The organism is Oscillospiraceae bacterium (assembly GCA_025758045.1).
GTDB lineage: Bacteria > Bacillota > Clostridia > Oscillospirales > Ruminococcaceae > Gemmiger.
The window spans coordinates 1,704,144-1,719,099 of sequence record CP107208.1; the positions used below are offsets into that span (position 1 = coordinate 1,704,144).

14 protein-coding genes are annotated in these 14,956 nt (G+C 58.2%); 10 read left to right on the forward strand and 4 right to left on the reverse strand.

What is annotated here, in order from left to right:
• Positions 1–15: 15 nt before the first annotated feature.
• Genes OGM81_08015 through OGM81_08030 form a run of 4 tightly spaced genes read left to right on the forward strand, consistent with a single transcriptional unit; the run spans position 16 to position 4,586 of the window.
• Positions 16–1,296: a hypothetical protein gene (locus tag OGM81_08015; protein UYJ42298.1), complete on the forward strand. Its 1,281-nt coding sequence runs from the start codon at positions 16–18 to the stop codon at positions 1,294–1,296.
• Positions 1,297–1,323: 27 nt separating this feature from the next.
• Positions 1,324–2,580 (forward strand): hypothetical protein, encoded by a 1,257-nt coding sequence (locus OGM81_08020; protein ID UYJ42299.1) that lies wholly within the window; start codon positions 1,324–1,326, stop codon positions 2,578–2,580.
• A gap of 27 nt (positions 2,581–2,607) precedes the next feature.
• Positions 2,608–3,822 (forward strand): hypothetical protein, encoded by a 1,215-nt coding sequence (locus OGM81_08025; GenBank protein UYJ42300.1) that lies wholly within the window; start codon positions 2,608–2,610, stop codon positions 3,820–3,822.
• 26 nt (positions 3,823–3,848) lie between these two features.
• Positions 3,849–4,586, forward strand: coding sequence for a hypothetical protein (locus tag OGM81_08030; GenBank protein ID UYJ42301.1), 738 nt, complete (start codon positions 3,849–3,851; stop codon positions 4,584–4,586).
• A 55-nt stretch (positions 4,587–4,641) separates the two neighbouring features.
• On the opposite strand, the gene OGM81_08035 is transcribed toward OGM81_08030, so the two are convergent.
• Positions 4,642–4,800 carry a FeoB-associated Cys-rich membrane protein gene (locus OGM81_08035; GenBank protein ID UYJ42302.1) on the reverse strand — a complete coding sequence of 53 codons (159 nt, stop codon included), beginning with the start codon at positions 4,798–4,800 and terminating at the stop codon, positions 4,642–4,644.
• Positions 4,801–4,825: 25 nt separating this feature from the next.
• Entirely contained in the window at positions 4,826–7,195 is a 2,370-nt protein-coding gene (gene feoB / locus OGM81_08040) for a ferrous iron transport protein B (protein UYJ42303.1), read from the reverse strand.
• Between the two features lie 168 nt (positions 7,196–7,363).
• On the opposite strand from feoB, the gene OGM81_08045 reads away from it, so the two are divergent.
• The 6 genes from OGM81_08045 (at position 7,364) to OGM81_08070 (ending at position 12,448) form a co-directional block, all read left to right on the forward strand.
• Positions 7,364–8,722 (forward strand): MATE family efflux transporter, encoded by a 1,359-nt coding sequence (locus tag OGM81_08045; GenBank protein UYJ42304.1) that lies wholly within the window; start codon positions 7,364–7,366, stop codon positions 8,720–8,722.
• A gap of 99 nt (positions 8,723–8,821) precedes the next feature.
• A complete protein-coding gene (locus OGM81_08050; GenBank protein ID UYJ42305.1) occupies positions 8,822–9,577 on the forward strand; it encodes an exodeoxyribonuclease III in 756 nt (251 codons plus the stop codon).
• Between the two features lie 95 nt (positions 9,578–9,672).
• Positions 9,673–10,206, forward strand: coding sequence for a sigma-70 family RNA polymerase sigma factor (locus OGM81_08055; GenBank protein ID UYJ42306.1), 534 nt, complete (start codon positions 9,673–9,675; stop codon positions 10,204–10,206).
• The gene (locus tag OGM81_08060; protein ID UYJ42307.1) at positions 10,203–10,736 is read left to right on the forward strand and encodes a hypothetical protein; all 534 of its coding nucleotides are present in this window, start codon (positions 10,203–10,205) and stop codon (positions 10,734–10,736) included. Before OGM81_08055 ends, OGM81_08060 begins: the two co-directional genes overlap by 4 nt.
• A 3-nt stretch (positions 10,737–10,739) precedes the next feature.
• Positions 10,740–11,288, forward strand: a complete 549-nt coding sequence (locus OGM81_08065; GenBank protein UYJ42308.1) for a hypothetical protein — start codon at positions 10,740–10,742, stop codon at positions 11,286–11,288.
• A 206-nt stretch (positions 11,289–11,494) separates the two neighbouring features.
• On the forward strand, positions 11,495–12,448 hold the full coding sequence (locus OGM81_08070; protein UYJ42309.1) for a hypothetical protein: 954 nt from the start codon (positions 11,495–11,497) through the stop codon (positions 12,446–12,448).
• 424 nt (positions 12,449–12,872) lie between these two features.
• On the opposite strand, the gene OGM81_08075 is transcribed toward OGM81_08070, so the two are convergent.
• Together OGM81_08075 and OGM81_08080 are read right to left on the reverse strand one after the other, a co-directional pair.
• A complete protein-coding gene (locus OGM81_08075) occupies positions 12,873–14,183 on the reverse strand; it encodes an ABC transporter permease (protein UYJ44986.1) in 1,311 nt (436 codons plus the stop codon).
• The gene (locus tag OGM81_08080) at positions 14,170–14,871 is read right to left on the reverse strand and encodes an ABC transporter ATP-binding protein (GenBank protein UYJ44987.1); all 702 of its coding nucleotides are present in this window, start codon (positions 14,869–14,871) and stop codon (positions 14,170–14,172) included. The genes OGM81_08075 and OGM81_08080 overlap by 14 nt, the downstream gene beginning before the upstream one ends.
• Positions 14,872–14,956 lie beyond the last annotated feature (85 nt).

Below are 14,956 nucleotides of genomic sequence, written 5' to 3' on the forward strand. Positions count from 1 at the left end.
AAAGGAGAACACCCTATGAAAAAAGCCATTGCCTGCCTGCTGGCCCTGCCCCTGGCTCTCGCCGCCTGCGGAGCGCAAACCACCCAGCCTGCGCCCACCCAAGCCCCGGAAGTAACCACCAAAGTGACCGCCGAGAGCGGGGAAACCACCCCGGCGGGCACCAGCCAGACATCGCCCACCGGATGGCTGCGCCACTGCGTTTTGGAGGCTGGCATCTGGGAGCTGGATTGTGACGATGGCTATTATGATGTAAACCGCGTGTGGGACGAAAGCACCGCCACCAACACGTTCACGGTGCTGAAGACCGACCCGGCCGCCGCAGAACAGAAAAAGGCGGCGGAGTTCCAAACGCAGGGCTGGATCGCCGCGACCGCCCACTGGGGCGATACGATTGAGTTTTATCTGGGCGAAGAATCCACCGAGGACGGCGGGATACAGTATTCTCGTTGCATCGTGGATGCCAGCACCGGCGGCGTGGAGACCCAGCCGCTGGAGGGGAACTTCCCCCCGACCTGGTACGATGACACCGCCGTGTACAGCGAACAGCGAAAGGGAATGTTTGTAACTGCTTTGACCCGGCTGGACCGTGCGACCGGTGAAATGACCGAAGTTGCCATGCCGGGACAGACCTACTTGATCAGCGGGAGTGTCGATGGCCGCTGGCTGTTGCAACGGGTGAACAGCCCGGCCCAGCTGCCCGAGGTGGCCAGCATGGACGGCACCTTTACCTCGATTTGGCAGAATTCCGAAATCGAATACATCCTGTACGATGCCGCCACCGGCGATATGGAAAAGCTGTACAGTATGCCGACGGACGGCGAAAGCTGGACCTATCTGGGCCAGCGGGACGGCAGTCTGTACTTTATGCACTCGGTCACCACCGATAACGGCGGTACCACTCCGAGCAGCATCGACAAGCTGGAAAACGGCACCATGACGCCGGTGAGCGAAATTGCCGCCCAACATGATGACGTTAAGCCGGTCATCGAGGATGGCGAACTGCAATGGGTTACTCAGATGAAGCAATGGTCCACCATAGAGGACGAAATAGACCTGTATGTTTTTGACCTGAGCGACGGCCAGACCAGCAGGATCGGTATCCAGATGGATGCGGCCAAAGTCTGGGATACCGGGCGCCCGCTGTGGCTGGCACCAGACGGCAAGGTGATGCTCAGATATGGTGCCTACAAGGATACTGCAGGCAATGAGCGCACAGCCTACGCGCTGGCCGACCGCGCCGCCTACCTGGCGGGCAGTACCGACTATACCCCGATTGCAATGTATACAGGAGACTAAATAATAGACGTGAAAGGAAAACACCCTATGAAAAAAGCCATTGCCTGCCTGCTGGTCCTGCCCCTGACCCTCGCCGCCTGCGGGGCGCAAACCACCCAGCCTGCGCCAACCACTGCCCCGGAGATGACCACCGAAGCGACCACCGAGAACGGGAAAAGCACCCCGGCGGAAGTCAACCAGCCGGGCATCACGGGCCGGATGCGGCCATGCAGTACCGAGGTGGAAACCGCCGCAGGTCTGTATACCCTGCATGAGCTTTTCAACGAAGCTGCAAATGAGGATGTCTACTGTGTCGTCAAAACGGACATCGAGACAGCCACGCAGGAAAAGGTGGCAAGCATCACGTTGGATGGCGGCTACTACGGTATGGCCGTCTGGGATGATGCGGTAGACCTGTACCTGCAGGAAAACACGGCTGAGGGCGAGCGGCCCAGCCTGCGCTATACCATTGACACGGCCACCGGTGGCGTGGAAAAGCAGCAGATGGATGGCGCGTTTGCCCCAACCTGGTACGATGACGCTGCCCTTTACCAGGAAAACCGCTCAAACCTTTGGGTCGAAAGCCTTACCCGGCTGGACCGCACCACCGGTGAAGTGACCTTGCAGAACCTGCCGGGCCAGACCTATACTGTATGCGGTTCGGTGGATGGCTGCTGGCTGTTGGTGCGCGTCAGCAGCCCGTCTCCTATGCCGGATCCGACCAGCGAGAAGGACGCTTTCGACGCCACCTGGCAGAACTCCACGGCGGAAATTATCCTGTACGAGCCCGCCAGCGGTGAGATGGAAAAACTTTACGAATTTCCTACGACAGGTGATAGTTATGACTACTGCGGTCAGCGGGACGGCAGCCTTTACTTTATACATTGGCAAACGAACGGGAACGGCATCGGTGACACAGCTCCGGCCACGGTGGACAAACTGGAAAACGGCGTAATGACTCCCGTATGGACGCTGCCCTTCAGCAGTATCAGTGTATCCACCGTACAGCAGCAGGGCGAACTGCGCTGGGTCACCCAGCTGACAGAAAAGGGCGAAGCAGCCATCAAAATCTATGATCTGGCAGACGGCCAGACCTACACGCGGGCAATTGAGTGGGATAAAGTGGAAGGATGGAACGCCGGATACCCCGAAAAACTGCTGGCAAACGATAAGATTTTGGTCAGCAATGGTACCTACACCAATGTCTATGGCATCGACCGCAAAGCCTACGCCGTAATGGATTGCGCCGCCTATCTGGCGGGCAGTACCGACTATACCCCGATTGCAATGTATACAGGAGACTAAATAATAAACGCGAAAGGAGAACACCCTATGAAAAAAGCCATCGCCTGCCTGCTGGCCCTGCCCCTGGCTCTCGCCGCCTGCGGAGCGCAGGGTGCGGATAGCGCCCAAAGCCAGCCGGCCACGGAAACCGAACAGACCACCGAGACCGCCCAGAAAACGACCGCCCCGGCGGTTGGCACTGCGGGCAAGCTGCGCGGCACAGCGTACACGCTTTATACCAACACCGGCCTGTACAGCATGAACCAGAAATACGATGAAGCCACCAACACCAATACGTTTTACCTGATAAAAACCGACTGCGACACCGCCACGCAGCAAAAGCTGGCGGAGATCGAGCTGCAAGGCGGAGAGACCTGTGGCATGGCCGCCTGGGACGACATGGTAGAGCTGTACTGCTTTGAAAATATGGACAAGGGCAACCCCACCGAATGGTGTTACATCGTGGATACTTCCACCGGCAGTGTGGAGCGCCTGCCTGTGGAAGAGGAATTCTACCCTGCATGGTATGATGATGCCGCGCTGTACGAGCTGGACTATGCCAGCGGCAAGCGCATCATCCGGCGGGACCGCACCACGAACGAGGTAAGCTATATCAACCTGCCGGAACAGACCATAAATGTATATGGCGCGGGCGATAAATGGGTCATCCACCGTATTGTCAGCCCCAGCCCGCTGCCCAGCAATGTCGACGGGGATGAGTACAATGCCGTTTTTCAGAACTCAGAGTATGAGTATGACCTTTTTGATGCTGCCACTGGCGAAATGAAAAAACTCTACAGCTATCCCACAAGTGAGGATTTTTATTGGTATCGCGGCCAACGCGACGGCACACTGTATTTCGACCTGTATGGGGAGGATGGCTACCCAACCGGTGTGGGTAAGCTGGAAAACGGCGAAATGGTACAAGTGCTGGCACGGGACGACCCGTACACAAGTGAGCAGATGTTGGAGAACGAACAGGGCGAGCTGCAATGGATCGTTTTGGATGAGGGCGAATCGGTACAGGTATATGACCTGAACGATGGGCAAAGTTACCGCCCGGCGTTTGTAAATGAATCGAGCCAGTATGCCTACACAGGCTACCCGGAAATGCTGCTGCCCGGTGGGAAGGTATTCGTCACCCACGGCAGCATGGATGCCCCGGACTTTTTGGATAAGATCGCCTACGCCATCCAGGACCGCGCCGCCTACCTTTCCGGCAGCACCGACTATACCCCGGTAACGATGTACACGGGCAAATAAATATAAACAGGAAAGGAGAATACCCTATGAAAAAAGCCATCGCCTGCCTGCTGGCCCTGCCCCTGGCCCTTGCAGCCTGCGGGGTACAGAATGTGCCAGCGCAGACCGCCCAGCCCACCGATACCCCGGTCGAGACACCGGCACCCGCGACTGCAAGTACTGCGCCGGTAGAGGAACCCGCGGCATCGTCTGAACCGACGCCCGAAAGTACACCGGCGCAAGGCGAACAGATGCCTGCGGCCCCTGACCAGGCGGCGCAGGAATCCGAGCTTGCATCGTATACCCAAACGCTGGGCTGTTTCTTTAATACGCCCCTGCAAAGCACGAAAGAACTTCCGCAGGATTACTATTTATCGTTCTTTTTGCTGTACCAAACCTTTGAAAGCAAGGGCGAAGGCAGTACCTATACACAAAATGATAATTACTTTTGGGAAATTCCGGAAAGTGATCTGCTGCAAACGGCTGCGATATATTTGGGGCTTTCGGACCTTTCTATTTCGGATATAACCGAATGGCCTTTTGGCGAGCCGCAAAACGGGATCTGCTATTATAGTCAGGAGACATCTCTCCCGTATGGTGATATTACGGTAACGAATGTGAAAATTGATACCGCGACGTCAAAAGCACAGGTGTTTGCGGAAGCGGGGGATACCCAATTCGAGGATTCCACCCGGCAAAGCAGGGTCTTGGTTTACCACTTCACCTGCACAGCTGGCCCGGATGGCAGAACGGTTTACAGGCTGGAGTCCATTGCCGTCCAGTAAATTATACATACACACAAAAAATGCTCCCCGTGAGGGGAGCATTTTTATGTGCTGGTTACTTCTTCTTTTCCTGTTTTTCTTTATCGCTGCAATGCTGGTGACAGCTGGCGCAGTTGCCGCCGCAGCCACCCTGCCAGCCGCCGTTCTGGCAGATAAACAGGATTGCCAGCGCCAGCAGCACAAAAATTACCACTACAATGATCGCACTTGCCATAGTCAATTACCTCCGGGACAAGGGTTCACACAAACCCCAGCAGTGTACCTATACAGTGTACCACAAAGGCAACCACCCATGCAATACCGCACTGCATCACAACCACCCCGGCGGCGGCTTTTGCACTACCAAGTTCGCGCTTGGCGGCGGCCACAGCGGCCACGCAGGGGGTATACAGCAGGGTAAACACCAAAAATACCACGGCGGTAAACGGGGTAAACATCGTGGAAAGTGCTGCCGTATCGCCGCCCAGCAGCACCGTCAAGGTGGAAACAACGCTCTCCTTGGCGGTAAAGCCGGTGAGCAGCGCGGTAGAAACACGCCAGTCACCAAAGCCAAGCGGCTTAAAGATCGGCGCTACCCAGCTGCCGATCAATGCCAGCAGGCTGGTATCCGGCGCTGCAACATTCAGCCGTGTATCAAAAGTCTGCAGGAACCAGATCAACACGGTGGCCACAAAAATAATGGTAAAGGCTTTCTGCAAAAAGTCCTTGGCCTTCTCCCAAATCAGCTGGCCCACGCTGCGGGCCGAGGGAAAGCGGTAGTTGGGCAGCTCCATGACGAAGGGAACAGGCTCGCCCTTATAGCGGGTCAGTTTCAGCACCAGCGCGTACAAAATACCGCATACGATGCCGGTCAGGTACAGCCCCACCATTACAACGGCCCGCCACTGCCGCGGGAAAAACGCGGTGGTAAACAGTGCGTAGATCGGCAGCTTAGCCGAGCAGCTCATGAACGGTGTCAGCAGAATGGTCATCTTGCGGTCGCGGTCACTGGACAAAGTACGAGTGGCCATGATAGCAGGCACCGAGCAGCCAAAGCCGATCAGCATCGGCACAAAACTGCGGCCCGAAAGCCCCACCCGGCGCAGCAGCTGATCCATCACAAACGCCACGCGGGCCATATAGCCGGTATCCTCCAGGATGGAAAGGAAGAAGAACAAAGTGACGATAACGGGCAAAAAGCTCAGCACGCTGCCCACGCCGGCAAAAATGCCGTCGATGACAAGGCTGTGCACCACCGGGTTGATGCCGTAGGCGGTCAGCGCATGGTCAGCGGCGTTGGTCACGGCGTCGATACCCAAAGTCAGCAGGTCAGACAGCGCCGCGCCGATGACCCCGAAGGTCAGCCAGAACACCAGCGCCATAATGCCGATAAAGCAGGGCAGGGCGGTGTACTTGCCGGTCAGGACCTTATCCATAGCCACGCTGCGCTTGTGCTCGCGGCTTTCACCGGGGCGCACCACGGTCTTGTCGCACAGGCGCTCGATAAAAGTAAAGCGCATGTCAGCCAGGGCAGCCTCGCGGTCCAGGCCGGTCTCGTTTTCCAGCTCGGCGATGGTATGGCCCAGCAGTTCGGTCTCGTTTTCGTCCAGCTGCAAAGCAGCTTCGATCAGCTGATCACCCTCCACCAGCTTGGTGGCGGAAAACCGCAGTGGCAGACCGGCGTGCTGGGCGTGGTCCTCGATCAGGTGGGCCACGGCGTGGATGCAGCGGTGTACCGCGCCGTCCTTGCCATCGGTGGCATCGCAGAAATCGATGCGGCCGGGGACCTCGCGGTGGCGGGCCACATGCAGGGCATGCTCCACCAGCTCGTCGATGCCCTCGTTCTTGGCGGCCGAGATGGGCACCACCGGCACACCCAGCAGTTCCTCCAGTTCGTTGACCATGATGGTGCCGCCATTGGCGCGCACTTCGTCCATCATATTCAGCGCCAACACCATCGGAATCTCCAGTTCCATCAGCTGCATGGTTAAGTAAAGGTTGCGCTCAATATTCGTGGCATCAACGATATTGATGATGCCGTCTGGGTGGGTGTTCAGCAGGAAGTCCCGGGTGACGATCTCCTCGCTGGAATAGGGCGACAGGGAATAGATGCCCGGCAGGTCGGTGACGGTGGCCTCGGCATGGCCGCGGATCATGCCGTCCTTGCGGTCTACCGTGACACCGGGAAAGTTGCCCACATGCTGGTTGGAGCCGGTCAACTGATTGAACAGCGTCGTTTTGCCGCAGTTCTGGTTGCCGGCCAGGGCAAAACGCAGCGGCTGTCCTTTGGCGATCTCACTGCCCGCCTTGCGGTCGTGGTAGCTGGCGGCCTTGCGCAGTTCGCCCACGCCGGGGTGGGGCACAGGCGCGTGCCGTGTCTCGCTGCGGGCAGCGCGGTCCGTTTCGTGGACATTGTCCACTTCGATCTTGGCGGCATCAGCCAGCCGCAGGGTCAGCTCGTAGCCGCGCAGCTCTACTTCGATGGGGTCGCCCATGGGGGCAACCTTGCGCAGGGTCACCTCGGTGCCCGGGGTCAGGCCCATATCCAGCAGGTGGTGGCGCAGCTCGCCCTGGCCGCCGATGGTGCGCAGTACCGCATCCTGCCCAACTTTGATTTCTGCCAGTGTCATTTTTTCCAGTCCTCTTATAAAAAAGTTTGATTATTCTAACTTCTATCTGCCGCCAGTATAGCACAAAGCTTTCCGCTGTGCAAGATGGAACTTCGTTTGCGCATTGCACGCACCCCGGCTTTGTGCTATACTTTATTATATGTTCACATAAAGAGGGGACGCGCTGCTATGCAGCCTTTACAAAGGGAAAAACTTTTTGCCAATCACGAATTGCTCACGCTGCTTTGGCCGCTGATTATTGAACAGACGCTCAGCGTGCTGGTGGGCATGGCGGATACGGTCATGGTCTCGTCGGTAGGCGAGGCCGCCATCTCCGGCGTTTCGCTGGTGGATATGATCAACCAGCTCATCATTACGGTGTTTGCGGCGCTGGCCACCGGCGGCGCTGTGGTTACCAGCCAGTATCTGGGCGCCAAAAAGCCTGAGCAGGCCGCCCGCAGTGCCGGACAGTTGGTGGGGTTAAGTGCCCTGCTGGGTCTGGCGGTGGCGGCGTTCTGCCTGCTGACCCGCCGCCCGATGCTGCGCCTGCTGTTTGGCGCCATCACCGATGACGTTATGGACGCGGCGGTGATCTACTTTACCATCACGGCACTGTCTTTCCCGTTTTTGGCGCTGTATAACGCAGGTGCGGCCATTTTCCGCTCCACCAGCAACAGCGCTGTGTCCATGAAGGTGTCAGTCATCGTTAACGCCATCAACTTTGGCGGCAATGCCATCTGCATCTACCTGCTGGGCATGGGCGTCGAGGGCGTGGCCATCCCCACGCTGATCTCCCGTGCGGTGGGCGCGTTTATCATCCTGGCGCTGGCCGCTCAGCATGAGTATGTGCTGCACATTACGCCGCGGTCGGTCACCCACCTGGAGAGGGGGACCGTGCAAAGCATTTTGCGCATCGGCATCCCCTCGGCCTGTGAGAACAGCCTGTTCCAGCTGGGCCGTGTGCTGGTGGTGTCGATGATCTCGTTATTCGGCACGGTGCATATCTCGGCCAATGCGGTGGCCAATAACCTGGACGCCGTGGGCGCTATCATCGGCCAGGCCATGGGTCTGGCGATCATTACCGTAGTGGGCCGCTGCGTGGGCGCACAGGACATGCAGCAGGTGGTGTACTACACCAAAAAGCTGATGCTGTGGGACTACATTGCCCAGGGCATTGCCAATGCGGCGGTCATCCTGTCGCTGGGGGTGGTGCTGAATATGTACACCCTATCGCCGGAGACCCGCAGCCTGGCGGCGGAACTGGTCATCATCCACTGCGCCATGGGTATCCTGATCTGGCCGGCGGCCTTTGTGCTGCCCAACGCTCTGCGCGCCGCCAACGACGTAAAGTTTACGATGGTCGCATCGGTGGTCTCGATGCTCGTCTGGCGTTTGGCGTTCAGCTGGATCTTGTGCGTCAACATGGGCTGGGGCGCCGTCGGCGTCTGGTGGGCCATGGTCATTGACTGGGTCTGCCGCAGCATTTGCTTTGTCGGCCGCTTCGTCAGCGGCGTCTGGAAGAAAAAAGCAGTTAAGATGCCGAATTGATTTTTGGCTTTGGCGGATGCCGCCCCGGCCCCGCCGCAAGGAGGCGGAACACAGAAAGCCGCCCATACACCCACGTAAAACAAAAGAAAGGCTTACCTCATGAAATTCATCAGTTGGAACGTCAACGGCCTGCGGGCTTGCCTGAAAAAGGGTTTTGAGGATACCTTCAACGCCCTGGATGCCGACTTTTTCTGCGTGCAGGAGACCAAAATGCAACCCGGCCAGGCGGACTTCGCCCCGGCAGGCTATACAGAGTATATTTACAGCGCCGAGAAAAAAGGCTACTCCGGCACGGCCATCTGGGCCAAGACTCCGGCATTGTCGGTCAACTATGGCATCGACTGCGAAGCCCACAGCCATGAGGGCCGCGCCATCACGCTGGAATACCCGAATTTTTACCTGGTCAACCTCTATGTGCCCAACTCCCAAAACGAGCTGGCCCGCATCGATTATCGCATGCAGTGGGAGGATGACCTGCGTACTTATTTAAAGAAGCTGGACGCCGTTAAACCTGTCATCCTCTGCGGCGATCTCAACGTCGCACACGAGGACATCGACCTGAAGAACCCCGGCCCCAACCGCGGCGCGGCGGGCTTCAGCGACCAGGAACGCGGCAAGCTGGACGAACTGCTGGCCGCCGGTTTCACCGACAGCTTCCGCTGCCTGCACCCCGCCGACACCGGCATGTACAGCTGGTGGAGCATGCGCTTCCGCGCCCGTGAGCGGAACGCAGGATGGCGTATCGACTATTTCCTCGTCAGCGACCGCGTGGCCCCCAACATCAAAGAGGCCGGTATCTTAATGGACATCATGGGCAGCGACCATTGCCCCGTAAGCCTGGACATCGAAATTTGAGAGAAATCTTAAAAGAAATTTAAAAAATATCCCCCGCGTTGCAAAATCCGGCGCGGGGGATTCGTTTTAGTAAACAGAAAGACAAAACAAAGGAGGTGTGGGAACTGACAAACGGAGAATTTACCGAACTGATGCAGCAATATCAGCGGCTGATCTACACGGTCTGCCTGCAGTTTGTTCACGACCCCCACACCGCCGAGGACCTGACCCAGGATACCTTCCTCTCCGCCTTTTCGGCCATTGACCGGTGCGAGCCCCAGTATTACAAGGCCTGGCTGGTGCGTGTGGCCGCCAACAAATGCAAGGACCACTTAAAAAGCAGCTGGGTGCGCCGGGTGGAAGCCCCGGGGGACGATGCCCTGCCCGAACCACGGGGAGCACCCCTCGGGGACGCGCAGGACCCCATCGAGCAGCTGACCGAGCGGGCCGGTGCCGCCGAAGTGGAAACTATGGTGCGCAGCCTGCGCGAACCCTACGGCAGAATTGCTGTGTTGTACTTTCTGGAACATAAGACCACCGCAGAGATCGCGGCCGCCGTTGGCCGTCCGCCTGCCACGGTCAATAACCAGCTCTGGCGCGCCAAGAACATCCTGCGCCAGCAGATCATCGAGAGGAGGCAGAAGGAATGAGCCTTTACTTTGATAACGAAAAATTGTTTGACGCCGAAGGCCACCTGACCGACGAGGGTCTGTATGCCCTGAAGGACGGCACCCTCGACGATCTGGGGGCGCTGGAAGCGGCCGAGCACCTGACATTTTGCGATTACTGCCTGCTGCGGTACACCAAAATGATCGATAACGCGCCGGAATGCCTGCAGCAGCCGATGCGCGACCTGATCCCGCAGGTGCAGAACCTCATGCGGCTGCGCAGCTTCCGCATTATGACCAACCGCTACGTTTCCACGGCGGCCGCGGTGGCGCTGGCTTTCCTGCTGTGGAACGTGACCACTTTCGGCATAACTGGCAGCACAGGCGTGCCCGTGGCCAGACCCACACCCACCGAGCCGCAGCCCAGTTTCCGCCAGCGCGTGAACAGCGTAGTGGGCGGCTTTTACGAAAGCCTGAACAATACCTTTAAAAACTTTACCCTGACCGCCGAAAGCGGCCTGGAACAGCTGAAAACAGAACCAATCGGCGGCGGTACCGCCAAGGGGGAATAAACTATGAAAAAGAACGCATTTCTGACATTTATTTTTGCCTGCATCCCAGGCGCAGGCCAAATGTACTACGGTTATATGAAGCGCGGCCTGTCGATGATCACGTTCTTCTGCCTGTTTATCATGGCAGGCACGCTGGTGGATGTTCTGGTCGTTGGCTCAGTCATCGTGTGGATGTACAGCTTTTTTGACACCTATGACCTCATCCGTCATCTGGCGGCAGGGGAACCCAAGGACGACGACCTGCTTCTGCCCGCCAACTGGGACAATATTAGGGCCATACTGCCCCAGCATAACAAGCTGCTGGGCTGGGGCCTGATCGCCTTTGGCGTCTGGGCGCTGTATGATATCCTCATCGCGGACTGGATGACCACCGTGCTGGTGCATTTCTTCGGCTACGGTTATGCGTATGATATCATCCACGGCATCCCCAATATCCTGGTGGGCATCCTGCTGGTGGTGGCCGGCATCAAGCTGCTGGGCCTGCACCCGGCCAAGAAGGCTGACCCCAACGAGGCCGACACCCTTCCGCCGTATCCGAATGAAAAGCAGTAAGGAAGCAGACCATAAAAAGGCCCCCTCTGGGAGGGGGCTCCCGCAAAGCGGATGGGGGAGAGAGCCTACGATTCAGCGGCAGCTAATGGGGCGGTCTCTCCCTCCGTCTGCGCTTCGCGCAGCCACCTCCCTCGCAGAGGGAGGCACTGCTCTGCTGCGTCTTAATGCTAATACAATCTGTATAATGCAAAGCGAGGTATTACAAAATGGATGAAATGAAAACCAACCCGCCGGTGCAAAATTCCCCGGCGGAACCGCCTAAAAAAGTCCGCCGCGTGGGCACGATGGCCTTTGCGGTGCTGCTCATCGCGGGTGGTGTACTGCTGCTGGCCCAGCAGTTCATGCCCAAGGCAAACCTGCTGGCTGTGTTAAAATTCGCGCCGGTCATCCTCATCGTGCTGGGCATCGAGGTGCTGGTCTACAGCACCAAGCCAAACGTAAAGATCAAGTTTGATTGGCTGGGCATTTTGGGCTGCGCGTTCGTCCTGGTCGTGGTGGGCACGGCGTCCCTGATACCGCTGGCCTGGCGCTGGCTGGGCGGCGCGGACCGCAACGCCGAAAAACGCATCGAGCAGCAGGTCGTGGACAGCATGTACGAGCAGCTTTCCGCCGACCCGGAGCTGAAAGCCAGCGTGACCTCGATGTACGCCAGCGTTGATTTTAACCGCACCGATATGGAAAACGTGGACTACACGCTGGAGCCGGGCGACACCCTGATCCTGTACCTGAACTTCCGCCAGGACGCCGCCGGCAATGAGCCGGAGTTTGCCGCCAACTGTGCCGCCATTGTGCAGGCCGCCAAAGCCGCAGGCTGGAACTTTACCACCATGAATTTTGGCACCGAGGAAAATGTCGGCGGCGTGTATGATACTTACCGTGCCGAGTTCTCCCAATCCTTTGCCGACGGCTTGACCACCGAGCAGCTGGCCAGGCGGGTGCAGAAGGGCTACTACTATAACTACGATTGCTACGACAGCAAAGAAGCCCGCGACAATGCCATCAAGGCTGACCTGCGGGAACAGATCAGCAATCGCTATGCCGATGAACACGACGACGTTTACCCCAGCGTTGATTACCTGAATGAGGAAACAGAACGCCAGTTCAACGCCCTCTACGGCAGCCAGACCACCGAAATTGCCACCCCGGAAAGCGCGGAGTAAATAAAGGCAATACCGCATAATTCTAAGTGCCGATACGGCGAGCGAGGTGCGGCAGCTGCTAAGCCAAAAGCGCAGATAATACTTTGTGCTGCAAAGGTGAGCGCCGCCGGTGGCGGATACAGCGAACCGAAGCAGGGGCAGCGGTCGCAGAGTGCGAGGGGCTTTTGTCCCCGAAGCACGATGCGGGTACCGCAACCCGACATTATCGAGCATTTTGGCAACGCAGATGCCGTGCCGCACACCGAGCCGCAGCGAGGCGCTTCGGAGCGCAACCGACGCTTTGCGGCGGCTCTTGGCGCGGAGATCCGCCGGAGCGGTGCTTAAGCCGTCAGGCGGGAATTGTGCGGTATTGCCTAAAGCAAAAACACCCCCGGATGCACGAACCAATGTGCATCCGGGGGCGTTTTATTTCGGATTTTAACGGTTATTCGTATCTCAAAGCTTCAATCGGGTCCAGCTTGGCGGCTTTGTTGGCGGGGTAATACCCGAAGAACACGCCAATGGCCATACTGAAACCAACGGCCACTACGATGGAAGAAATCGTAGGCTTGCCCGGCACTTTCATCAGGGTGCTCAATCCCACACCGGCCGCGATACCCAGCACCACGCCGATGACACCGCCGATCAGGCAGAGGATCACGCTCTCGGTGATAAACTGCATGCGGATGGCCGACGCCGGGGCGCCCAGCGCCTTGCGGGTGCCGATCTCACGGGTGCGCTCGGTGACCGAGACCATCATGATGTTCATAACGCCGATGCCGCCCACCAGCAGCGAGATGGCGGCAATGGCCGAGATGCCCAGAGACACGGTGTTCAGCATTTCGGTCATGCTTTCTACCAGGTTGGAAATGCTGGACGCGCTGACCGTCCAGCTGTCGTTGTAGGTGTAGTAGCTGGCGAAGAAATCGCCTACGGTGTTCACAAAACTGGTCACGTCCACGCCGTTGGCGGCCACCACCGTAAAGCTCTGGTAGCCGCTGGCGATGCCGGTGATGGTGCGGGCCACGTCCAGCGGGATGTAGATGTCCGTCTGGATGTCATCATCGCTGGTGGAACCGAACATGCTGGAATAGCTGTCCTCGGTGTATTTATACACACCTACGATGAAATAGGTGTACAAAGTGCCGTCGCTGCCCTGCAGAGTGAAGGACTTGCCGATGGCATCCTGCGGGCTGCCGCCGATGGCCTGGGTGACGAACTTCTCCGAGACACAGGCCAGCATACGGCCCGTGTCTTTGGCATCGTCCAGCCAGCGGCCGTATAAGATTTGCGAGTCATCGTCCTTGTTGGCCAGCGTGTCGTGGTTTACGCCGCTGACTGAGGCTTTGATGGTCGTGGTGGGGTCGCCGTATTTAGAAATCGTCTCCTGGCCGACGTCCACCGTGTATTCAAAGTGGTCTACCTTGTCAGGAAAAGCTGCATAAAAATCATGGATCATCGCATCGGTAATGCGGTCGCTTTCGCCGGGGGTCTCGTCCATAAAGCGGCGCAGCGTCACACCCTGGGCCGTGCCCTGGGTATCGCCGGAGGTTTTCTGCTTGACCGTTACCGTAATGTTGCTTACGCCCATGCCGGACATTGAGTCAGTGACCGAGCCGGTCATGCTGTTGCCCACCGTGACAATGGCAATGACCGCCGCAATGCCGATGATGATGCCCAGCATGGTCAGCAGGCTGCGCATCTTGTTGCTGCGCACGCTGGCAAAGGCCATGCTGATATTCTCAAAGAGCTGCACGTTTGCCACTCCCCTTTCTTTCGCCCACAATCAGCCCGTCCCGCAGGGTCAGCACACGCTCACATTCGTCGGCCAGCTCGGGGTTGTGGGTGATGAGCACGATGGTTTTGTGGTAGGTGTTGTGCATTTCATGGAACAGATCCATGACGGTGCGGCTGGTCTGGCTGTCCAGCGCGCCGGTGGGCTCATCGGCCAAAATCAGCGCCGGTTCGTTGACCATGGCGCGGGCGATGGCTACACGCTGCTTCTGGCCGCCGGAAAGCTCGTTGGGCTGGTGCTTCATGCGCTCGCCCATGCCTACGCGCTCCAGCCATTCCTTGGCGCGGCGGGTGCGCTCACCGCCGGGCACACCGGCGTACAGCATCGGCAGCTCGACGTTTTTCAAGGCGCTCTGCCGGCCGATCAGATTGTAGGTCTGGAACACAAAGCCAATCTTGCGGTTACGGATATCGGCCAACTGGTTATCTTTGGCGTCATGGATGTTCACGCCGTCCAGCGTGTACTCACCGGAGGTGGGCTTATCCAGCACGCCGATGATGTTCATCAGGGTGGATTTGCCGGAGCCGGACTCGCCCACGATGGCCACAAATTCACCGGGGTAGACCGTCAAATCGATGCCGTGCAGAATTTCCAACTCATTGGGCTTGCCGATGTAGTAGCTTTTGCGGATGCCGTGCATCTCAATCAGCGGCTTTTTGGTTTCCGGGACAGGGGAGACAGGCTGCGGGGCATCATTCTGGGTCAGCAGGCTTGCAGCGATCTGTTTGGCAAAG